General features: G+C 71.4%; 16 protein-coding genes. 8 read left to right on the top strand and 8 right to left on the bottom strand.

Features of this window, described 5'->3' with window-relative positions; all coding sequences use genetic code 11:
- Positions 1-295: 295 nt before the first annotated feature.
- On the bottom strand, positions 296-460 hold the full coding sequence (locus ACQPZF_RS35600) for a hypothetical protein (RefSeq protein WP_433264625.1): 165 nt from the start codon (positions 458-460) through the stop codon (positions 296-298).
- A 471-nt stretch (positions 461-931) separates the two neighbouring features.
- Between ACQPZF_RS35600 and ACQPZF_RS35595 the strand changes: the two genes are divergently transcribed.
- Positions 932-1,447: a hypothetical protein gene (locus tag ACQPZF_RS35595; protein ID WP_433264624.1), complete on the top strand. Its 516-nt coding sequence runs from the start codon at positions 932-934 to the stop codon at positions 1,445-1,447.
- A gap of 199 nt (positions 1,448-1,646) precedes the next feature.
- Here the strand turns inward: ACQPZF_RS35595 and ACQPZF_RS35590 are convergent, their stop codons facing one another.
- Positions 1,647-3,353, bottom strand: coding sequence for a protein kinase family protein (locus tag ACQPZF_RS35590; RefSeq protein WP_433264622.1), 1,707 nt, complete (start codon positions 3,351-3,353; stop codon positions 1,647-1,649).
- A 20-nt stretch (positions 3,354-3,373) separates the two neighbouring features.
- Positions 3,374-7,216: a hypothetical protein gene (locus ACQPZF_RS35585; RefSeq protein WP_433264620.1), complete on the bottom strand. Its 3,843-nt coding sequence runs from the start codon at positions 7,214-7,216 to the stop codon at positions 3,374-3,376.
- Positions 7,217-7,589: 373 nt separating this feature from the next.
- Here ACQPZF_RS35585 and ACQPZF_RS35580 point away from each other — a divergent pair, with 373 nt between their 5' ends.
- Together ACQPZF_RS35580 and ACQPZF_RS35575 are read left to right on the top strand one after the other, a co-directional pair.
- Positions 7,590-7,907, top strand: a complete 318-nt coding sequence (locus ACQPZF_RS35580) for a hypothetical protein (RefSeq protein WP_433264619.1) — start codon at positions 7,590-7,592, stop codon at positions 7,905-7,907.
- Between the two features lie 186 nt (positions 7,908-8,093).
- Entirely contained in the window at positions 8,094-8,669 is a 576-nt protein-coding gene (locus ACQPZF_RS35575; protein WP_433264617.1) for a TIGR00730 family Rossman fold protein, read from the top strand.
- 23 nt (positions 8,670-8,692) lie between these two features.
- Here the strand turns inward: ACQPZF_RS35575 and ACQPZF_RS35570 are convergent, their stop codons facing one another.
- The gene (locus ACQPZF_RS35570) at positions 8,693-10,222 is read right to left on the bottom strand and encodes an MFS transporter (RefSeq protein WP_433264616.1); all 1,530 of its coding nucleotides are present in this window, start codon (positions 10,220-10,222) and stop codon (positions 8,693-8,695) included.
- Between the two features lie 107 nt (positions 10,223-10,329).
- Positions 10,330-10,680 (bottom strand): VOC family protein, encoded by a 351-nt coding sequence (locus ACQPZF_RS35565; protein ID WP_433264615.1) that lies wholly within the window; start codon positions 10,678-10,680, stop codon positions 10,330-10,332.
- Positions 10,681-10,734: 54 nt separating this feature from the next.
- Between ACQPZF_RS35565 and ACQPZF_RS35560 the strand changes: the two genes are divergently transcribed.
- Together ACQPZF_RS35560 and ACQPZF_RS35555 are read left to right on the top strand one after the other, a co-directional pair.
- Positions 10,735-11,256 (top strand): TetR/AcrR family transcriptional regulator, encoded by a 522-nt coding sequence (locus tag ACQPZF_RS35560; RefSeq protein ID WP_433264613.1) that lies wholly within the window; start codon positions 10,735-10,737, stop codon positions 11,254-11,256.
- Between the two features lie 106 nt (positions 11,257-11,362).
- Positions 11,363-12,376 carry a metallophosphoesterase family protein gene (locus ACQPZF_RS35555; protein ID WP_433264611.1) on the top strand — a complete coding sequence of 338 codons (1,014 nt, stop codon included), beginning with the start codon at positions 11,363-11,365 and terminating at the stop codon, positions 12,374-12,376.
- A 67-nt stretch (positions 12,377-12,443) separates the two neighbouring features.
- Here the strand turns inward: ACQPZF_RS35555 and ACQPZF_RS35550 are convergent, their stop codons facing one another.
- The gene (locus ACQPZF_RS35550) at positions 12,444-13,595 is read right to left on the bottom strand and encodes a BMP family lipoprotein (RefSeq protein WP_433274857.1); all 1,152 of its coding nucleotides are present in this window, start codon (positions 13,593-13,595) and stop codon (positions 12,444-12,446) included.
- A 179-nt stretch (positions 13,596-13,774) separates the two neighbouring features.
- Positions 13,775-15,442, bottom strand: a complete 1,668-nt coding sequence (locus ACQPZF_RS35545; RefSeq protein WP_433264610.1) for an SWIM zinc finger family protein — start codon at positions 15,440-15,442, stop codon at positions 13,775-13,777.
- Between the two features lie 110 nt (positions 15,443-15,552).
- Here ACQPZF_RS35545 and ACQPZF_RS35540 point away from each other — a divergent pair, with 110 nt between their 5' ends.
- On the top strand, positions 15,553-16,164 hold the full coding sequence (locus ACQPZF_RS35540) for a hypothetical protein (RefSeq protein ID WP_433264608.1): 612 nt from the start codon (positions 15,553-15,555) through the stop codon (positions 16,162-16,164).
- Between the two features lie 76 nt (positions 16,165-16,240).
- Here the strand turns inward: ACQPZF_RS35540 and ACQPZF_RS35535 are convergent, their stop codons facing one another.
- Positions 16,241-17,074: an arylamine N-acetyltransferase family protein gene (locus ACQPZF_RS35535; protein ID WP_433264606.1), complete on the bottom strand. Its 834-nt coding sequence runs from the start codon at positions 17,072-17,074 to the stop codon at positions 16,241-16,243.
- An 81-nt stretch (positions 17,075-17,155) separates the two neighbouring features.
- Between ACQPZF_RS35535 and ACQPZF_RS35530 the strand changes: the two genes are divergently transcribed.
- Both ACQPZF_RS35530 and ACQPZF_RS35525 read left to right on the top strand, forming a co-directional pair.
- Positions 17,156-17,758, top strand: a complete 603-nt coding sequence (locus ACQPZF_RS35530; protein WP_433264604.1) for a TetR/AcrR family transcriptional regulator — start codon at positions 17,156-17,158, stop codon at positions 17,756-17,758.
- Positions 17,759-17,822: 64 nt separating this feature from the next.
- Positions 17,823-20,963 (top strand): BTAD domain-containing putative transcriptional regulator, encoded by a 3,141-nt coding sequence (locus tag ACQPZF_RS35525; protein ID WP_433264602.1) that lies wholly within the window; start codon positions 17,823-17,825, stop codon positions 20,961-20,963.
- Position 20,964: the final 1 nt, after the last annotated feature.

The following is a 20,964-nucleotide window of genomic DNA, read 5'->3' as shown; positions in this document are numbered from 1 at the left end:
CCGGCTCTCATGCTTCCCCCGGAAGCTGCGATGGTGGATGTCCTTATTGTGACACAGGGCTGAGTGCCACCAAGTCCTGTGATCGACACAGTCCATTGAGGACTCAACCGACCACTGCGGGACCGCCCGCCCCACCCGTCACGGGCGTGACTTCCCGGTGTGGAAGCAACTTCGGCACCAGGAGCGCGGCGGGATCTTGGCGACCTGGATGTCGGCGTCGGCGAGGACCGCGTCGAACGAGGTGGTGAACCGGCCGGCCCGATCGCGGATGAGGATCCGGGAGTGATCGACGCGGCTATTCGGCCGGCTTCGGGGCGTTGTCGTCCGTCGGCTCTTCCGGCTTGGGCGGAGGCAGGCCGCGCCGACGTCGTCGGGTGAACGTGACGATCGCGGCGGGCACTGCGAGAACCGCGGTGAGGACGCTCGCGATCTTGTCGGCGAGGTCGAGCGCGTTGTGCACGGGGTCCTCCGGTCAGTTCCTGAGCCGGATGAACCTCGAATGGAGCAAGAGGGCCCTCCGGCTGCATTCAGGCAGGCTGAACTGCAACCGGAGGTCTCCTTCGCCGAGCCCCTACGGGCCCGACCGGCGACACCGGGTGCGCTTGCGCACCGTGTTTGACGGCATCGCCGCGGGGAAGTACTCCCCTCCACGTCTGGGACCAGCATACGCAGCAACCGGGTCGGGCTGTTCCAGACAACCCGAATGGATTAGGTGCGGTCACGTTGATCACGATCGCGCCGCTGGTCGGGGCGTGGCACATCGCCGGCGCGGCGGGTCTCGGCGCGATGGCGGCCCTCGGTCCCGGACCGACGGTCCTCGGTACCCCGACGCCCCCACCCCGGAGCGTCGGGCTCGATCCCGGGGTCATTCCCGGATCCCCGCCGGTTCCCTGCGGCCGATGATCGGGCTGTGTCGGATAGGGGAGGACTGATGTCGTCACGTGACCGGACCGCGGTGCGCCCGGGCCGATGGACCACGCCGCTGCTCGTCCTGACCGGGTGGGCGTCGGTGGTTTTCGCGGTCGGGACGGCGGTGCACGCGTTCGTCGTCGTGGACGAGCAGACGCTGACGCGGATGATGGTCCTGGCCGGGGCCGATCCCGGGCAGGCGCCGGGGTTCTTGGCCGGGTTCCGCGTGGTCGGGTGCCTGTACCTGGTGGGCAACGCGCTGGGCGTGCTCGCGCTGCGCCGCCGGCCGAGCCGGTGGCTGTTCTGGATGGTGCTGGTGGTCAACGCCACCCAGGCGGCCGGGGTGCTGCTGGTGCCGCCGGAGGTGTTCACCGCGGCCTGGGAGCGGTTCGGTGTCGCCGGGGTGCTGCCGTCGCTGGTCACCGACGTCGGCGCGCTGGTCCTGGTCGTCGTGCTCGTCACCGCGTCGGGGATCACGCGGGCGACGTGGGGGCAGGTTCGCGGGTTCGACCCGGTGGCGGGTAACCATCCGGCCTGACCGGACCCGACGGCGCGCCGCTGAATGGGGCGCGGGTGGGATCGGATCCCGCGGTCCGCACGTGCATACTGCGACACAGGCTTGGCATAGCGGGCGGCGTGGTTCCGGGGTTGATGGTGTGCCGAATTCGGGGCCCAGCCTCGGGTGTGGCGCGGATGTTCCAGGCCGGGCGGGACATCGCCGTCCGGGCGCCGCCGGTTCAGCGGCCGGACGGCAAGCTCCACAAACGGGTTGACGGGCCGCCGCTGGTGGCGGCCAGTTGGGTGCCGTCCGGGCGGTACGCCACGGCCAGGATGCCGTCGCCCAGTGTGTCGCCGACCTGCCGTCGGCTCGCCACGTCCCACAGTTGCACGGATTCGTTGCTCCCCGTGTTCCCCGCGTTGCCGCCGATCGTGGCAAGCGTGCGGCCGTCGGGGCTGAAGGCCACGCCGGACACCCCCTCGCCCAGGGGCTGTCCGATCTGCTGCAAGTCCGCCGTGTTCCACAGCCGCACGCCGTTGCCGGATTCGAGTCCGCCCGCGGCGGCCAGGGTCTTGCCGTCCGGGCTGAACGCCATGCCGAACAGCCACTCACCCCGGGCGAACCGGCCGACCTCCCGGAAGTCGGCCACGTCGTAGAGGAAACCGCCGTCGTGGCCGCCTACCGCGAGGGTGCGGCTGTCCGGGCTGAAGGCCGCGCCCAGCATCATGCGGACCAGCGTGGGGCCGACCGGTTGGTGGGTGTTCGCGTCCCAAAGCTGGGTGTTGCCCAGTCCGGCTGTGACCAGCAGGCGCCCGTCCGGGCTGAACGCCAGCACCATCGCGGGGTCGACCGCCAACGGGTTCAGCGTCTGCAGGACGCCCAACAACTGGCGGGTGGCGACGTCCCACAGCCTCGGCACCATGCCGCCGGTGACGAGCGTGCGCCCGTCCGGGCTGAACGCCACCGGGACCACCAGGTTCGCGTCGAGCCCGGTGATCGGCTCACCGACCTGCTGGTAGGTGGTGGTGTCCCACAGCCGCACCGCGCCGTCCTTGCTCGCCACGGCCAGGGTCCGGCCGTCGGGGCTGAACGACACCCCAACCGCGTCGGCGGTGGTGCCGGACAGCTCGGCCACCTGGGTCGGTGTCGCGGGACGGCCTTCCCGGGCCGGGGCGTCCGCTGCGGGTTGCCGCGCCCAGAGCAGCCCGGCGACCAGCGCGAGGACGCCGACCAGCGCGCCGGTGAGGAGGAGGTGCTTGCCGCGCTTGGCCTTCGGCGCCGGCCGGCGCAGTCGGTCCGCGTCGGCTCGGCGTCGGTCGATCAGCTCCCGGGCCTCCTCCGGCCAGGCGACGGTGGCCTGGTCGGCGAACTCGGCGGCGACCTGCGCCGGAGTGGGCCGTGCGGCGGGGTCCTCGGCCAGGCATCGTTCGACGATCGGTGGCAACGCGGTGCCCTCGCGGGCGGCAGCGAGCACGGAGCCGAGCGCGCGGACGTCGTCGGCCGCGGTGAGCCCGGGGTCCGCGAAGCCGAAGCCGACGACCTTGACGCCGTCCTCGGTGAGCAACACGTTCGCCGCGGTGAGGTTCCCGTGCGGCAGACCGGCTTCGTGCACCTCGGCCAACCCGGCGGCGACCTCGTGCGCGAGGCGTCGGAAGGACTCCTCCGGCAGCGGACCGACCTCTTCCAGCGACGGGCCCGCCACGTACACCGAAGCCAGCCACGGGACCGGCGCGTCCGCGTCCGCGTCGACCACGGCGGCGGTGTGGGCCCCGGACACCGCACGCGCGGCGTCGGCCACGCGGCGGAACTCGTCGTCGGCCTCCGCGGCGAGGTGCAGCGCGACCAGGTCCCCGTCCGGTCCGCGAGCGACCAGCACCCGGCCCCGCTCCCCGAGCACCCGGTAGCGCCCGAGCGTGCGCGGGGTGGAACTGAGCGGCGTTGTCATGACGACTCCTCGGGCAGCGGTCAGGTGCAGGGCGGTTCGTGGGGCACGTCGGCGCCGACGTGGCGGCCCCACCGCTCGGCGGTGAGGGTGCCGTGGGCGAAAGCGCAGATCCGGGCGCTGTTCCGGTCGACGTCCAGGTCGGTCAGCCGCACCGACAGGTCCGCGCTGCCGGTCGCGAGCACGCGCCCGTCCGGGCTGAACGCGAGCGTGGCGATGGTGTCGGTGTGACCGGTCAGCGGTGGCCCCGGCGAGGTGGGTCGAGTGGGGTCGGTGGTGTCCCACAGGCGGATGGTGGCGTCGGCGCCGCCGGCGGCCAGGGTGCGGCCGTCCGGGCTGAACGCGACCGCGAAGACCTCTTGGGTGAGGTCGGTCAGCGGTGACCCCACCGACGTGGGCCGGGCCGGGTCGGTGGTGTTCCAGAGGCGGACGGTGGCGTCCGCGCTGCCGGTGGCCAGGGTGCGGCTGTCCGGGCTGAACGCCACCGACAGGACCGTGTCGGTGTGGCCGGTCAGCGGTGTGCCCAGCAGGATGGGCCGCGTCCGCTCCGTGACGTTCCACAGCCGGGTCGTCTGGTCGCTGCTGCCGGTCGCGAGCGTGCGGCCGTCCGGGCTGAACGCGAGCGAGAACATGCCCTCGCTGCGGCCGTTGTCGTCGAGCCGGGTGCTGCGCGTGGCCAGCGGGTATGCGAGCGGGGCGGGCCGGGCGGGGTCGGCGAGGTCCCACAGCCGGATCGTCTGGTCGCTGCTCGCGCTGGCCAGGGTGCGCCCGTCCGGGCTGAACGCCACCGCGTTGACGGGTCCGGTGTGGCCGGTCAGCGGGTCGGCCAAGGGCGTCGGCCGCGCCGGGTCGGCGACGTTCCACAGGTGGACGGCGGAGTCGCCGCCGGCGGCGAGCGTCCGCCCGTCGGGGCTGAAGGCCACCGCGAGGAACCCTTCCGCGGCGCCGGTCAGCGGCCCGCCCAGTGCCTTGGCGCGATCGGGGTCGGCGACGTCCCACAACCGCACGGCGGGTTCGGCGGTGGCGGTGGCCAGGGTGCGGCGGTCCGGGCTGAACGCCACCGAGTGGGTCGTGGCCGACGATCCGGTGAGCACCGAACCCGGGAGATTCCACAGCCGGGCGGTCCGGTCGCCGCCACCCGAGGCCAGCGTGCGCCCGTCCGGGCTGAACGCCACCGCACTGACGACCCCGGAGTGCCCCCGCAGCGGTTCGCCGAGCGCCTCCGGGCGGGACCGGTCCGCGACGTTCCACAGGTGGACGGTGTCACCGCTGCCGCCGGCCACCGTCCGCCCGTCGGGGCTGAACGCCACCGTCGCGATGGCACTGGCCACGGCACTGAGGTGGCTGCGCGGGGTCGCGCCGACCGTCGTGACGCGGGCGGGGTCGGTCACGTCCCACAGCCGGATGGTGGAGTCCTGGCTGCCGGTGGCGAGGGTGCGGCCGTCCGGGCTGAACGCGACCGCGTCGACCGGTCCGCCGTGCCCCGTCAGCTTCCGGCTCGACAGGGTCGGCTTGGCGTAGTCGGTCACGTCCCACAGCACGGCTGCGGCGTCCTGGCTGCCGATGGCCAGGGTGCGCCCGTCGGGGCTCCACGCCACCGCCTCGACCGTGCCGCTGCCCCGGTGGCCGAACGGCGCGCTGGGCGAGCCGGTCAGGGCGGGGTCGGCGACGTTCCACACCTGCGCGGTGTCCTCCATGCCGGCCGCGGCGGCGGCCAGGAAGCGGCCGTCGGGGCTGAAGGCGAGCACGCCGATCTTGCCTAGCTGGCCCGAGGAGTCGTCGTCGGCCACGAGCCCGCGCAGCAGTTCTGGGCGGGTGGGGTCGGCGATCGTCCACAGGTTCACCGCGCCCAGGAGCCCGCCGGTGGCCACGGTCCGCCCGTCGGGGCTCAACGCGAGCGCGTGGACTGTGCCTGCGTCGCCACCGGACTCCCCGACCTGCACCGGCCGGGTGGGGTCGGAGACGTCCCACACCCGGATGGGCGCGGGCTCGTCCATGCCGCCGGTGACCAGGGTCCGCCCGTCGGGGCTGAACGCGACGGCGATGACCCGGCCGTCGTGGCCGGTCAGAGGGGTGGACAGCGGGCGGTTCGCGGCGCCGACCATCCGCGCGGCGGTCTCCGCGCCGGGGCGGCGGCGGTGCGCGACCAGGTCGAGTTGCGCCGACAGCGACACGTCGACGGTGCGCTGCTGCTCGGCTTCGGTGACGACCCGGTTGTAGACGGCCAGGTCGCGCTGCTGCTCGGCTTCGCGCTGCTGCCCGGCGAACATGACCGCCGCGGTGGAGGCGATCACGACGGCGGCGACGAGCCCGGCGGCCACCGCGGCGCGGACGCGGGCGGACCGGCGTCGCGCGTGCGTGCAGGCGGCCAGGAACACGTCGGCGAGCGGGCTCAGTTCACCGGAAGGCGCGCTGTCGACCCAGGTCTGGGCGGTGTCGAGCCGGCTGCCCGAGTACAGCAGCGACGGGTCGCGGTCGGCGCGGTGCCAGGCCGTCGCCGCTTCTTCGAGGCTCTGGTGGACCAGTCGGCCGACGCGGTCGGTGGTCATCCAGTCCCTCAGCCGGGGCCAGCAGCGGAGCAGGGTCTCGTGGGTGATCTCGACCTCGTCCTGGCGTCGGGTGAGCAGCCGTGCGCTGGTGAACGCGTCGATGACCGCCGCCGTCGCCGCGGGGTCCTGGTCGACCAGCTCGGTGTCCGGGACGCGCCTGCGGGTGTCCTCGGTGCCGTCGCCGATCTTGACCAGGCGCAGGAACAGGGACCGGGCGGTCCGTTGGCCGGCCTCGTCCAGGCGGGCGTAGACCTGCTCGGCGGTGGTGGCGATGGCGTTGCGGATGCCGCCGGTGTCCCGGTAGCCCTGCACGGTGAGCGTCGAGCCGCCGCGCTGCTGCCAACTGATCCGCAGCGCATGGGCCAGCAGCGGCAGCCGGCCCGCGTCGTAGCTCGTCCCGTCCTCCTCGCGGTGCCCGGTGGTGACCCCGAGGTCGCGCAGCAGCAGTTCGACCAGCCCCGGTTCGACGTCGAGCCCGACCGCGTCGGCGGGGTGGAGGATGGCCTCGCGCAGTTCCTCCTCTGTCATCGGACCGACCACGAGCTGCGCGTCCTGCAACGCGGCCCGCAGCCCGGGGTGGTCGGCGCAGGAGGCGTAGAAGTCGGCGCGCACGCCCACGACGACCAGTCCGACCGGCTTGCCGCCCGGCTCCCGACGGGCGATCTCGACGAGCCGGTCGAGGAACACCTGCCGCTCGCGGTCGTCGGCGCACAAGGTGAACAGCTCCTCGAACTGGTCCACCACGAGCACGACCGGGGTGTCGGCGTGCCGGCGCAGGGTCGTCACGCAGTCCGCCGGATCGACGCCCTCGACGCCGGTCAGCGTCGCCACGGCGGCGGCGAGTCGCGCCACCGGCTCGGCGGTGGGGGTGAACACGACCTTCGGCCACCCGGCGGAGCCCGGAACCCTGCCCTGGTCGAGCGCCGGCACCAGGCCGGCGCGCAGCAGCGACGACTTCCCGGCGCCGGAGGGCGCGACCACGACCTGCACCCCGCCCTCGGACAGCCGCCGGTCCAGGCGCGTGGTCAGCTCGGCGACCAGCCCGTCCCGGCCGAAGAACCACTCGGCCTGCTCGGGCCCGAACGCGGCCAATCCCGGGTAGGGGCACTCGTGCACGACCTGCCCGGACGTGGTGCGGTGCCGCACCCGGACGCCGTTGGTGTAGTGGACGTGCTGGTCACGGCCGACCTGGGTGACGTGGGCCCCGCCGGTGGCGGTCGCCTCCTGGTTGACCACGCCGGCCCCGTCCGACCGCCGACCGCCGTCCGCGCCCGGCCGCTGACCCGGAGGCGCGTCGCGGGTTTCCTCGGAGCGCATCAACCACCCGCCGACGGCATGCCGGCCACCGCTGCTACCCCCAATGTGCCCTCCCCGTGTCGCCACCCGGATTATCCGGTGGGCCTACGATCGGGCCAACGGCGCACTCACACACCGAAATAGTGCGGATACACCTCGCAATGTGGCCACCTTCCGCAAGGTGGCCCGTCGTCAGCCCCGGACGGCAGCAGGCAGACCCGGAGGTAAGAGTCTCGTGGTGGCGGTACCGGTGCCGGAGGCAGGACACTTGGTGGACCGGGCGAGACCCACATCTTCCGATCGACTCTCGGCGGTGTCGGTCGTTCGACCGACAGTGCGCGGACGCGCCTGTGGATATCTTGCGGCCGATCCCCACAACACCCGGAGGAGCACTATGACGACCGCCCGGCGCGTTCTCACCGGTCTGGCCACCGCAGGTCTGCTCATCACGGTCCTCGGCGCAGGTTCCGCCACCGCCGCGACCAAGGGCAAGATCATCATCTACAACAACTGCGGCAAGGCGGTCGCCACCACGATCCACCGCACCGACGGCGCGATGATCGCGGGCACCGGGGCCGCCCCGGCGGGCAGTTACTTCCCCTACCCGGTCAACCCCGGCACCTACCAGGTCCGCGTGCCCGCCGGTAACCGGAACGTGCGAATCCTCGACCTCGGCGGCAAGGCCCACTCGGTCATCGTCAAGGCCTGCTGACGTCCACCGAGGGCACGACGCCGCGCAGCACCGGCAGGTAGCCCAGCCGGTGCCCGGACAGTCACCGCGCCGGCCGTGGCTTGTCGTGGGTGCACACCGCTCGGTCTGATGTGGACTGATCTCGGGCTGAGCGTGGATCGGGTGAAAGCCATCGCCCTGGAGGGTCGGTGGTTCTTTACTGTGCGTATGAGGGTGTGTGTGTTCTGCGGGTCGTCCAGTGGTCGTGCCCGTCATGTGGAGGTCGCCGGCCAGGTGGGGCGCATGTTGGCCGAGCGCGGTGTGGAGGTCGTCTACGGGGGTGGGCGGGTCGGCACGATGGGGGCGTTGGCCGATGCGGTGTTGTCGGCGGGTGGTTCGGTGGTCGGGGTGATCCCGCGCAGCCTGGTCGAGTGGGAGGTTGCGCATCAGGGGCTGACCCGGCTGCACGTCGTGGAGACGATGCATGAGCGCAAGGCGTTGATGGCCGAGTTGTCCGACGCTTTTGTCACGTTGCCCGGTGGTGCGGGCACGTTGGAGGAGCTGTTCGAGGTCTGGACGTGGGCGCAGTTGGGTCTGCACACCAAGCCGGTCGGTCTGCTGGATGTCGACGGCTACTTTGCGCACCTGCTCAAGATGGTCGACCACATGGTGGAGGAAGGCTTCCTCAAGCCGCCCTACCGGGACATGCTGCTGGTCGAGGACGACCTGGAGCGCCTGCTGGCCCGTTTCCAGACCTACCGGCCACCGGCCTACAAATGGTCCGACGACGGCCCCACCGGGTAGCCGGGGGCCTTGGTGTCAGACGCTCAGCGGTTCTCCAAGGTGGGTACGGGATCGGCGGTGGGCGCTGTGTGGGTCTTGCGTAGCGCGATCATGCCTACCACGGCGAACACCACGACGATCGCGGCACCGGTGGCGGCGACGGTGTGCAGGCCGGAGGTGAAGGCTTCCCGTGCGGTCGTGAGCACATCGTCGGCCAGGGAGTCGGGGAGCGTGCCTGCCGCTTGCAGGGCGCCGGCCATGCTGTCGGTCGCCAGTGCGGCGGCGTCGGCGGGCACCTGTGCGGGGACGGCGACCTGGTCTCGGTAGACGGCCGTGCCGACGCTGCCGAACACCGCGATGCCCATGGCGATGCCGAATTCGGCGCTGGTCTCCGACATCGCCGAAGCGGCGCCGGCCTTCTGCGGTGGCACCGAGCTGACCACCATTTCGGTGCACAGCACGCCCTGCGGTCCCATCCCGAAACTCGCGATCGACATGCCCGCCACCACGAACGCGACCCCGCCGGCTCCGGAGGCCTGGGTGAACAGCATGATCCCGCCTGCCGCGACCAGCATCCCGAAGCCGAGCACGAACTCCGGCCGGAACCGCCGCGCCAGCCGCGGCGCGATCAGCGACCCGATCACCACCGCACCGGCCTGCGGCACCAGCCAGAGCCCGGCTTCCACCGCGGTCAGCCCGGCGACCATCTGCAGGTACTGGCTGACCAGCAGGAAGACGCCGCCCATGGTGAGCGCGCCGACCAGCATGATGCTCACCGCCGCGCTGAACGCCCGCACCCGGAACAGCCGCAGGTCCAGCATCGGGTCGGCCAGGCCGCGTTGCCGGCGGACGAACACCGCGCCGAGCGCCAGGCCCACCGCGAGCACGACCACGTTGGCCGACGACAGGCCGTCCTTGGCGGTCTCCTTGAGGGCGTAGACGATGGGCAGGATCGCGCCCAGCGACAGTGCCACGCTCGCCAGGTCGAGCCGCCCGGCGGCGGTGTCGCGGTACTCCGGCAGCAGCTTCGGCGCGGTGGCCAGCAGCAGGACCATGACCGGCACGGCCATCAGGAACACCGAGCCCCACCAGAAGTGCTCCAGCAGCACGCCGCCGACCACCGGACCGATCACCATGCCGCCCATGAAGCAGCTCATCCACACCGCGATCGCGGTCCCGCGCTGCCGGGGGTCCTGGAACATGTTGCTGATCAGCGCCAGCGTGGACGGCATCAGCGTCGCGCCGGCGACCCCGAGCACGGCCCGTGCCCCGATCAGCATCTCCGGGCTGGTGGTGAACGCCGCCACGATCGACGCCGCGCCGAAGGCGGCGCCACCTGCCATCAGCAGTTTCCGCCGGCCGATCCGGTCGCCCAGGGTGCCCATCGTGACCAGGAACCCGGCGATCATGAAGCCGTAGACGTCGATGATCCACAGCAGTTCGGTGCTGCTCGGCCGCAGGTCGGCGGCCAGGTGCGGGACTGCCAGGTGCAGCACGCTCATGTCCAGCGACAGCAGCAGTGTCGGCAGCGCCAGCACCGCTAGCCCCAGCCACTCGCGTCGTCCTGCCCTCATCGTCGTCTCCCGTGGGTCTCGATCGTCTCCTGTCACCTATGCGTCGAACGCCGCCCGCCCAGATCGACATGGCGGCGCAAAAAACTTTCTGTGGGCTGCCCGACTCGCTATTCGGGTCCGGCGGTGCTCTGGTCGAACAGGTGGACGGGGTTGCCGGTCGGGTCGAGGAAGGTCGCCCCCTTGCCGCCCGGCGTCTCGATCTCGCCCTGCCAGTCGAGCTGCGGGTGCGACTGCCGGAAGGCGTCCACGCTGTCGACGGCGTAGAAACCGCCGGCTCCCCATCGCGGCCCGGTCTCCGGGGGCACGTCGAGCATCAGCTCGACCTCCGAACCCGGGAGCTTGAACGCGACGGTCGACTCGCCCTCCCGCCACGACTCGTCGAACCCGAGCGTGTCGCGGTAGAAGGCGACCGACTCCTTGAGGTCCTTCACGGGTTGGTACAGGAACGTCAGTTTCATGTGGACGACCGTAAAGTGGTTACGGCCGACCGTCAACCCGTTACGATCGACCCCATGCGTGAATGGATCCCGATCCCGGGCTCGGCCAAGGCCCGGCTCATCGAGGCGGCCGTCCACCAGTTCGAACTCGCCGGCTACGAGGCCGTCAACGTCGTCGACCTGGCCGGCAAGGCGAGCGTCACCACCGGTGCGCTGTACCACCACTTCGGCTCGAAGCTCGGCCTGTACCTGACCGTCCGCGACGACATGGAGAAGCGGATCGCCGAACGGATGGAGGGAGCCGCCGCGGCGGCCGGGAACCGAGGGCACCCCGCGGTGCGCGCCGCGCTCCTGGTGGCGTTCGACGCCGCCGTCCGGTTCACGGTGTGCCGAATCCTCGGCGAGCAGCCGCCCGTGGAGCGCGACGACCCGGTCGCCGCCGCGCTGCGTCCGTTGCTGACAAAGCACAAAGCGCCCGCCGCGGACATCCTGGCCGCGGCCTGGCGAGCCGCGCTCCTGGCCGTCGCCACAGGCGCTTCCTCCACGGCGGCGGCCCGAGCGTCCCTCGTGTACGTCCTCGGTGACGGCAGAACCTGAAGTTACCTTCGCGTACACGCCTTGGTCGGCGCGAGGTCACCGATGATCACCTCAGACGTCCTACCTTCGGCCCGTTCGTGCCGGTGTAGCTGAATGTGGGTGTCCGATGGATCGCAGATCGTTCATGCTGGCCACGGGTGGCGCGCTGGCCGCGACCACCGCGCTGGGCACCGGGGCCGAGGCCGCCCCCGATCGGGACCTGCTCGGCTCGGCCGTGCGGTTCAACATCATCAGCGACATCCAGGGCGACCTGGCCGATCTCGGCAAGGCCCTGGACGACATCCACGCCACCAACCCGCGCAGCGCCGGTCTCGGCGTGGCGGGGGACATCACCCCGCGCGGCTACGACTTCGAGTACGCCCAGGTGCGGTCGGTGCTGGACAGGCACCCGCACCCCAAGAACGTGGCCTGGGCCATCGGCAACCACGAGTTCTACGTGCCGAAGTGGCGTGATCCGGACACCCTCGCGCAGGACACCTGGCCCAACGGCGCCACCGAGGACTCGCTGTTCCGCAGCTTCCACCACTTCGCCGGGCGCAACACCGTCTACTCGGAGACCTCGTTCAACGGGGTGCCGGTGTTGTGCCTGGGCACCGAGCGCTACGCCAGGTACCACGACCCGAAGCTGTGGGACGAGGTGTGGCTCAGCGACCAGCAGTTCACCTGGCTGGAGCGGCGCCTGGCGTACTGGGACCGGTGGCGCAAGCCGGTGATGGTGCTGACCCACCACCCGCTGCCGAACACCGTGTCCGGCACCCGCAACAAGCTCTACCTCGGCGACTACCTCCAGGCCGACCGGCTGCTCGCGGTGCTCGGCAGGTACCGGGACGTGTTCCTGTTCTCCGGGCACACCCACTGGGATCTCAACCTGTCCGACTGGGTGGTCCGCCGGGTCGTGCCGGGCAGCGGCAACCTCGAAGGCTTCACCGTGGTCAACACCGGCGCCGTGCAGACCGGCTGGGTGGACGACGGCAAAGGCGGGGAGACCTCCCTCGGCGGCAGCTTCAACCAGGGCCTCCAAGTCGAGGTGCACCACCGCGCCGTGGTGATCAAAGCCCGCGACTTCACCACCGGCACGTGGCTGAAGCAGATCACCGTGCCGCTGCGGAACAGCCCCTGATCACGACCGCGGCCGGGCCCTGTGGGAACCGCGTCCGGCAGAGCCCGGTGGCCGTGGACCAACGGGGCTACGGCTTGTCCGCGACCTTGATGCCGCCCTCGATGATCAGGGCTTTGAACCCCTCCAGGATTCCTTGGAGCTTCGCGTCGATCCGGCCACCCGACGTGGCGTAGCCGACACCGTTCACCTTGAGGTCGAAGACCTTCGGCAGCGAGGTCAGGTCGTTCCTCGCGGCGGCCCTGACGAAGTCGTACACCGCCACATCGACACGCTTGAGGCTCGACGCGACGATGACGTCCCTGGTGTCCGCGAGCGCCGGTTGGTGGTACTGGTCGGCGTCACACCCGATCGCCAGCACACCCGCCTGCCGCACCGCGGAGAAGACGCCGATGCCGGACGCGCCCGCGGCGGGGTAGAGGACATCCGCGCCCTTGTCGATGAGCCCCTTCGCGGTCTCCAGGCCCTTCGCCGGGTCCTGGAAGCCGGTGAAGTCGGTGGCCGGCGTGATGTACTTCTTCTCGACCACGATCTTCGGCGCGGCGGCCTTCGCACCCTGGACGTAACCGGCCTCGAACTTGTGGATCAGCGGGATGTCGACGCCGCCGACGAAGCCGACGTGGCACTTCCTGCTCTGGTACGCCGCCACGACGCCGGCCAGGAACGCCCCCTCCTGCTCGGCGAAGACCAGCGGCGTGACGTTGGCCGCGCCCTCCACGGCCGAGTCCACCAGACCGAACCTGACGTCCGGGAACTCCGGCGCGACGACCTTCAGCGACTCGGTGTACGCGAAGCCGACGGCGACGATCGGGTTGAAGCCCTCGCGCGCGAGCTGGCGCAGGCGGGACTGCTTCACCGACTCGTCCTCGTTCGGGGCGGCGGAGAGTTCCCGGGTGTTCTCCTTCTCGACCTTCGCGTCCCTGATCGCCCGGTCGAATCCGGCGGCGGCGAGGTCGTTGAACGACGCGTCACCACGACCACCGATGTCATAGGCCAGGCCGATCTTCAGCGCACTCCCGTCGACCTCCTCGCCCTCGGCGGCCTTCTCGCCGTCGGTGGCACCGGTGTTCGAGGTGGCGGGCGAGGCGGGCGGCGTCGCGAACTCGCAACCGGCACCGGCGACGTCGGTCGACCCGGTGCTGCCACCACCGGAGTCCTTCACGCACGCGCTCACCACCATGAGACCGGTCAACGCGATCGCGGCAACAGCGGTGCCACGCATACGACGGCGCACGGCTCGTCTCCCTCCCCGTTTGTCGAGCAGACACCCCCGACGGCCGTATCAGGGCCGACGCGACGGACCGTACCTGCTCGCCGTGATCGTCCGGATGGGCGCTCACCTGCTGGGAATGGCATTCGATCCGGCGTATCCCCCTGTCCCGTGTCGCTGTCGGGCGATGATCACCGCAGGCCGGCTTGGTCGAGTTCTTGGCGCAGAGCCCATTTGGTGCGGTGGGTGTGGCGCAGGGCCTTGATGTGGTCGTGGAAGTCGTTGACGCGGTCGCAGCGGGCGAACAGATGCTTGGCCTCGGACAGGAGACGTGCTGCCGACCGGTAGGAGTCGCGGGTGCGGCGGTCGATGGCCTGGTCGGCGGTGCGCAGCAGGACGGGGATGGCGTCGGCTGGTCGGGTCTTCGCTCGGGCGCGGGCCAGCCGGAGTTGGAGTTCTGCCGAGCAGCCGCCGTCCGCGGCGGCCTGCCAGGCGGCTTCGGTGTCGCCTTCGTCGAGGAGGATCTCGACCAGTGCCGAGCGGCCGGGCCACCGTGGATCCTTCGTCGGCAACGTGTCGGCGAGCAGGGCGAGGACACGGTCGCGCCAGGGCGGGAAGCCCTCGGCCGCGGCTTCGCGCAATGCCCGGTAGGCGTCCAGGGTGGGGTGCTCGGCGAGGTTGGCGTAGAGCATGTCCGCTGCCTCGTCACGGCGACCGGCGCGCAGGTGGATCTCGGCGGCCAGGTCGCGGAGCCTGGAGTCGGGCTGGTAGTCGGCCAAGCCGCGTGCCAGCCACGACAGAGCCTCGTCGTCGCGGTTGTCCGCGTGCAGCCGTTCGGCGATGCGCAGTGCGTCGTAGGCGCTGGTCACGTCCCGGGCCATCACGTTGATCAGCGCGTCGGCCCCACCGGAGAACTCGGAAAGGCGCTCCATCAGGTGAGTGATGGTCAGCCTGCGGCTGCTGTAGTCGTCCGGTTTCCGCCGCGGCGACGAGTTCCAGGCCGCCTCCACCAACTCCCGGTACCGGGCCAGGCCGGTCGGTCCCAGGACGCGCTCGTAGCCGGGCAGGACGTCGTGGAACACCTCGAGCTCGCTGTCCAGCGCCCTGGTCAGCAGGCGCTCGGCGAGGGCGAGCGGATCGGGTGAGCCTGCTTCGCAGGCGGCCAGGTGGATGTCGTGGACGCGGGTCAGGGCCTCCCACAGGCCGCCGGCGGAGTCGTCGATCCGGTCGGCGGTGCGCTCCAGCAGTTCCAGCGCGTACTCGGACAGGGTGATCGCCGCGTCCGGGAAGCCGCCGTCGACCAGCTCGGCCACCGCGTTCAGCGCCTCGTCCACGTACTCGAAGTAGCTGTAGGCGGCGCCGTAGTCGACGTAGTCGGCGATCTCGATGGCGCGTTCCAGCCGGTTGCGGACCTCACGGTCGTCGAACGCGCTGTCAGCGGCGGCCCCGGCGGCGACGGCGAGCCTGGCGCGTAGGACGCGGTCGGTCTTCGCCGCGGTCATCAACTGGTCGGCGAGCCACTCGTGGTCGGCGGTGAGCAGGAACGAGCGCAGCCGCTTGTCGGACAGGGGTTTCGGGCGTTCCGCCTTGACCTGACCGCCCTGGGTCAGCCACGCCAGCGCCGTCGCCACGCAGTGCTTGCAGAAGAAGCCCTCGGCGCCCCACGGACAGGAGCACTGCCCGTCCAAGCCGTGTCGGGTCATTCTGAGGCGTACGCGATAGGTGTGGGTGCCATCCACCGTGCCGGTCACCGTCGTGCCGTCCACGCCGATCCGTCGCACCCGCCCCTCGGCGAAGTACTTCGAGCCCCGCTCGAACGACTTCGGGTCGGCCAGCTCTCGCACAGTCCGTTCACTCACCTCGACCGCGACCACGGTCCGCCATTCTTGCAGACGACGTCACATCGTCACCGTCCTGTCATTGGCGGATGAGTGCATGAGTCGTCCCGGGAGCCGGCAGGCTGCGAGCTGTGAACCCGATCGTCACGCAGGCGTTGACCATCGTCGGTGTCCTGCTCGGCTCAGCCGCCACGTTCGTCGTCACCTCCACCACCGAGCGGATCCGCTGGAGACGGGCGCAGTCCGCCCGGTGGGACGAAAAACGCCTCCTCGCGTATTCGGAGTACGCCAACGCGGTCAAGCACATGGTCCGGCTGTGCCGCCGGATCGCGGAGACCAAGGGGCTGCTGTCCACGGGTCAGCCCGTCGACCTCGACGACTCGTTCGCCGCCCTCGCGGAGGCGGAGACCGAACGAGCCGCACGGTGGGAAACCGTCCTGCTCCTCGGCGAGCCGGCGACGATCTCCGCCGCACGGGCGTGGAGCGAGCAGGTGTGGCGACTGGAGCTCATCCTGCGCGAGGACCAGCCCGACGCGTCGTCGTTCATCGACGCCTACCGGAACACCATGCGGCTGCGCAACGAGTTCTACGCCCGCGCCCGCGTCGACCTCGACATCACCAGCGGCCCGCTGCCCGAACTCACGTGGAAGTCCCTCCAACCCGAGCTGCCGTCGCGCGACCAGCCCACCACACCTCGACAGACGACGGACAAGGGCTCCGACCGACCGCATGACACCGGATGACCTGCGCTGTCGAGCGGAGGCTGTCGCTGCTCGCGGAACGTGAGTCGGCGCCGTCCGGGTCTCTCGCGCGAGGCGTTCAGGTTCGTGCGGCGCGTGCCTCGATGGCGAGCCATGCCTCGTGCTGGTGGCGGGTTTTCTCCCACAGGGCCGTGAGTTGTCCGGATCCGATGTCGTCCAGCGGTATCCGGAACTCGGTCAGCGTGGCGGCGAATTCGTCGCGAGTGGACAGTGTGCGTCGATCGGCGCCGTTCGGCCCGGTGCGGGTGACCGTGCGTGCTCGTAGGGCCAGCTCGTGGTCGTTCCGGTGGTGCTGGGCCACGAGCACCCGGGCGAACGGCGAGTCCGGCGGCTTGTGCCCCGCCCGGTCGGCGAACTCGGCGAGTTCCCGTGGCTCGGTGCGGAAGTCGTACGAGGCGACCGTGCCCTGCGGATCGTGGTGCGTCCGCCATGTTCCCGCGTCGAGGCGCTCCAGCCGGTAGGTCCTTCGCCCCTGTCGGTGGGTGCCCTCCCGCAACCGCAGCGGCTCGACGAACGCGTCCCCGATCCCGGTGTCGGCCAGCCAGTGCTCGCCCTCGACCTCCACCAGCAGCGCGATGTGGTTGCCCCATTGCCGATCGCCGCGGACGGCGCGCAACACCGCCGCCTCGACGATCGTCACCGGGAAGCCGGCGGCCCTCAGCAGCAGTGCGAGCGCACCGTTCATCTCGTAGCAGAGACCTCCGCGCCCGCGGCGCGCGAACTTGTCCACCAGCGCGTCCGTGGCCAGCAGGACCGGCCTGCCGAGGTGGATGTCGAGATTCTCGTACGGAACCCGCAGCCGCCACGCCCGATGCAACCCCCGCAGCGTCGCCAGATCGGGCCGGACGGGATCGCGGTAGTCCAACCGCTCAAGGAACGTGTCGATCACCATGGTCGCCTCCTTCACTCTGACTACAGACACTCTAAACTTAGAGCTACTCTAACATTGAAGCCACCCTAGTATGCTGGCGGCATGACCGAACCGGTGGGCCTGCGCGAACGGAAGAAGCAACGCACCCGGACGGCGCTGATCGAGACGGCGTACCGGCTCTTCGAGCAGAACGGCTACGACCGGACGACCACCGCCGAGATCGCCGCCGCCGCCGAGGTGTCCAACGCGACGTTCTTCAACCACTTCGCGACGAAGGAGGACCTGCTCTTCACCGACGACGGCCGGCGCATCCTGCGCAGCGGGCTGAACGCGATCGCCGAGCACCACACCGGCGAGACGGCCCTGGACGCCTTGCGGCGCGCGATGCACCGGATGCTGGCCGAAGCCGGGACGGGGCTCCGCGACCCCGCCGGTGAGTTGGAGAAGATCCGGCTGCACCTCGTGACCTCGGTGCCGGCCCTGCGGGCGACCATGCTGCGGCGGGCCTTCGACGCCCAGCAGCAACTGGCCACCGCGCTGCGGCAGGCGCACGCCGGTCGACTCGACGAACTCGACGCCGCCGCGATGGTCGGCGCCGTCACCGGGGCCGTCTTCGCCGCCGGACAAACCGCCGTGCGCACCGGCCTGCCCGTCGACACCGCGATGCGGCGGGCCGTCGACCTCGCCACCCGGCAACTCGGGTGAACGCCGAAGTTTGATGCGCAGTACTGGTGAGAGGCCTGTGGATCGCCTACGGCAAGATGCCCGGGTGCGTATCGGGATGCTCGGGCCATTCGAGGTTCACACGGACGACGGCGTTCTGACGGACGTGCCGGGCGCCCGGTTGCGCGCCTTGTTGATCGCCCTCGCGCTCGAACCCGGCCGGGTGGTCCAGAAGGCGACGCTGATGGACTGGATCTGGGGTGGGCGTCCGCCGGCCGACGCGGCGAACGCCTTGCAGCGCTTGGTTTCCCGGTTGCGGCGGGTATTGCCGGACGGGGTGGTCGACGGGCAGGTGGGCGGCTACCGGTTGGTGGTGGAGCCCGAGTCCGTCGACGCTGTCCGGTTCGAACACCTCGTCGCAAAGGCGCGTGGTGGTGAGGAGCGGCAGCGGGCCGCGGTGTTGCGCGAGGCCCTCGGGTTGTGGCGCGGGTCGGCCATGGAGGACGTCGGTCTGCAGGACAGTGCGGCGTTCGACGCCGTGGTCGTCCGGTTGGAGGGGTTGCGCCTGGCCGCGATGGAGGACCGGTTCGAGGCGGAGATCCTCCTCGGCCACGGCGCCGGGCTGGTCACGGAGTTGACCGACCTGGTGGCCGCGCACCCGGTGCGGGAGCGGCTTGTCGCCGCGTTGATGCGTGCCCTCGGCGCGGCCGGGAGGGGTACCGAGGCGTTGCTCGTGTACCAGCGTGCGCGGGAGGCCCTCGCCGACGCGTTGGGGGTCGACCCGTCGCCGGAGTTGTCCGCACTGCACGTCGCGCTGTTGCGGGGCGAGGTCGGACCGCGGGAGGAGAAGGGCCGGAACAGCAACCTGCGCAACGAGCTGACCAATTTCGTCGGTCGGGACGCCGATGTCGCCGCGGTCCGCGACCTCGTCGCCGGACATCGGCTCACCACCTTGATCGGGCCCGGTGGCTCGGGGAAGACCCGACTGGCCACGGAAACCGTGCGCACCCTGCTCGGTGACCTGCGGGACGGTGCCTGGCTGGTCGACCTCGCGCCCGTCGGCGCGGGTGGCGATGTGGCGCAGTCGACGCTCGCCGCGCTCGGCTTCCGGGACGGGCTGCTCGGCGGGCCGCCGGACGCGGAGCCCGCGGACCGGGTGATCGCCGGCATCCGGGATCGTGAGGTGCTGCTGATCCTGGACAACTGCGAGCACCTGATCGAGTCGGCGGCGGCGTTCGCCCACCGGGTGCTCGGCGAGTGCCGGCGGCTGCGGATCCTGGCCACCAGCCGGGAACCGCTCGGCATCACCGGTGAGGCGCTGTGGCACGTCGTGCCGTTGGCCCTGCCCGCGGACGACGCCGGCCCCGGCGAGGTCGAGTCCTCCCCGGCCGTCATGCTGCTGCGCGACCGGGCCGGCGCGGTGCGCAAGGACCTCGCGGACGACGACCACACGTGGTCGACCATGGCGCGGGTCTGCCGGGCGCTGGACGGGATGCCGCTGGCCATCGAGTTGGCCGCGGCCGGCTTGCGCACCATGACCCTCGATCAGCTCGCCCATCGGCTCGACGACCGGTTCCGGCTGCTGACCGGCGGCAGCCGCACCGCGCTGCCGCGGCACCGGACGTTGCGCGCGGTGATCGACTGGAGCTGGGAGCTGCTCACCGACGCCGAGCGGACGGTCCTGCGCAGGCTCTCGGTGTTCTCCGGTGGCGCGAGCCTGGAAGCGGCCGAGCGGGTCTGCGCGGGCGACGGGGTCGAGGCGGGACAGGTGCTCGAACTGCTGACCGCGTTGACCGAGAAGTCGCTGGTGGTGATCGCGGGCGACCGGGCGCCGCGCTACCGGATGCTCGGCACCATCAAGGAGTACGCCATGCACCGGCTGGCGGAGGCGGGGGAGACGACGTCGGCGCGCCACGCGCACCTCGCCTACTTCACCGAGTTCGCCGAGACCGCGGAGCCGCACCTCCGCCGCGCCGAGCAGCTCGAATGGCTCGCCGCGCTGGAGGTCGAGCACGACAACATCGTCGCCGCGATGCGTGGCGCGCTCGCGGCCGGCGAGGCGCAGGGCGCGATGCGGCTCGCGGCGGCCGCGGGCTGGTACTGGTGGCTCGGCGGGCACAAGACCGAGGGCAACGAGCTGATCCTGGCGGCTGCCGCCGTGCCCGGCGAGGTCGCCGACGAGATCCGGGCCCTGGTGTACGTGTTCGTCATCTCGTTCCTGACCTCCGGGATGGGTGGCCAGTACCAGGTGCAGGAGTGGATCCGCGAAGCCCACGAGATCAGCCTCCGGGTGCGGAGCAGGCACCCCGTACTGGGTTTCATCTCCGCGCTGGAAAGCCTGCTGCACGGCCCGGACGAGGTCCTGAGCGCGTACGAACCGCTGGTCACCGACGAGGACCCGTGGGTACGCGCCCTGGCCACCCTGCAACTCGGCAAGACGCGGGTCATGCTCGGCCACGGCGGGCGGGACGCGGACGCCTACCTCGAAACGGCGCTCGCCGAGTTCCGCGCGATCGGCGAGCGGTGGGGGATCTCGTTCGCCCTGACCGAGCTGGCGGACCGGATCACCGTGCGCGGCGAGTTCGCCGAAGCGTGCGAGCACTACGAGCACGCCATCGCGGTCGCCACCGAAGTCGGCGCCATCGAGGATGTCGTGCGGATGCGATCGCGACAGGCGCAGTTGTACTGGCTGTCGGGGGACGAGGAGTCGAGCGCGACCGCCATGGCGGAGGCGCGGCGATCCGCCGAACGGGTCGCCTGGCCGTTCACGCTCGCGCAGTTGGCCGTGTCGCAGGCGGAACTCGCGCGCTGGCGCGGCGATGTCGAGGAGGCTTCCCGTCAGGTCGGCCTCGCGACCGCCGTGCTGGGCGGCCACGTCGAGCAGGAGAACTACCGCCCGCTGGTGCAAGACCTGCTCGGCTACCTCGCCGACGATCTCGAAGAGGCGCGCGAACACCGCGTCGCGGCGTTCCAAGCGGTCGCCGACGAGGGGGCCGCACCCCTGCTCGCGCAGGTGCTGGTCGGGATCGCGGACCTGGCGCTGCGCCAGGAACAGCACGAGCAGGCCGCGCGGCTGCTCGCGGCGAGCGTCGGCGTGCGCGGCCTGCCGGACCGTTCCCACCCGGACGTGGTCCGGATCGAGCAGGCGGTGCGGAGCCGCCTCGGTGACACGCGGTTCACCGAGGCGACCCGAGAGGGCGCGCGGGCGAGCTGGCGGGAGCTGGCCGCGGTCACGCTCGCTGGCTGAA

It is taken from the genome of Actinosynnema sp. CS-041913, assembly GCF_050942485.1.
GTDB lineage: Bacteria > Actinomycetota > Actinomycetes > Mycobacteriales > Pseudonocardiaceae > Actinosynnema.
Note: the sequence above shows the minus strand (reverse complement) of the source record. Positions and strands in the feature narration are given on the sequence as shown.

Coding starts and splice junctions, on each gene's coding strand:
- ACQPZF_RS35550 (WP_433274857.1), bottom strand. CDS start 13,595: ATGCGTGGCACCGCTGTTGCCGCGATCGCGTTGACCGGTCTCATGGTG.
- ACQPZF_RS35535 (WP_433264606.1), bottom strand. CDS start 17,074: ATGGTGATCGACACGTTCCTTGAGCGGTTGGACTACCGCGATCCCGTC.
- ACQPZF_RS35560 (WP_433264613.1), top strand. CDS start 10,735: ATGCGTGAATGGATCCCGATCCCGGGCTCGGCCAAGGCCCGGCTCATC.
- ACQPZF_RS35570 (WP_433264616.1), bottom strand. CDS start 10,222: ATGAGGGCAGGACGACGCGAGTGGCTGGGGCTAGCGGTGCTGGCGCTG.
- ACQPZF_RS35565 (WP_433264615.1), bottom strand. CDS start 10,680: ATGAAACTGACGTTCCTGTACCAACCCGTGAAGGACCTCAAGGAGTCG.
- ACQPZF_RS35555 (WP_433264611.1), top strand. CDS start 11,363: ATGGATCGCAGATCGTTCATGCTGGCCACGGGTGGCGCGCTGGCCGCG.
- ACQPZF_RS35585 (WP_433264620.1), bottom strand. CDS start 7,216: ATGCGCTCCGAGGAAACCCGCGACGCGCCTCCGGGTCAGCGGCCGGGC.
- ACQPZF_RS35595 (WP_433264624.1), top strand. CDS start 932: ATGTCGTCACGTGACCGGACCGCGGTGCGCCCGGGCCGATGGACCACG.
- ACQPZF_RS35580 (WP_433264619.1), top strand. CDS start 7,590: ATGACGACCGCCCGGCGCGTTCTCACCGGTCTGGCCACCGCAGGTCTG.
- ACQPZF_RS35590 (WP_433264622.1), bottom strand. CDS start 3,353: ATGACAACGCCGCTCAGTTCCACCCCGCGCACGCTCGGGCGCTACCGG.
- ACQPZF_RS35530 (WP_433264604.1), top strand. CDS start 17,156: ATGACCGAACCGGTGGGCCTGCGCGAACGGAAGAAGCAACGCACCCGG.
- ACQPZF_RS35575 (WP_433264617.1), top strand. CDS start 8,094: ATGAGGGTGTGTGTGTTCTGCGGGTCGTCCAGTGGTCGTGCCCGTCAT.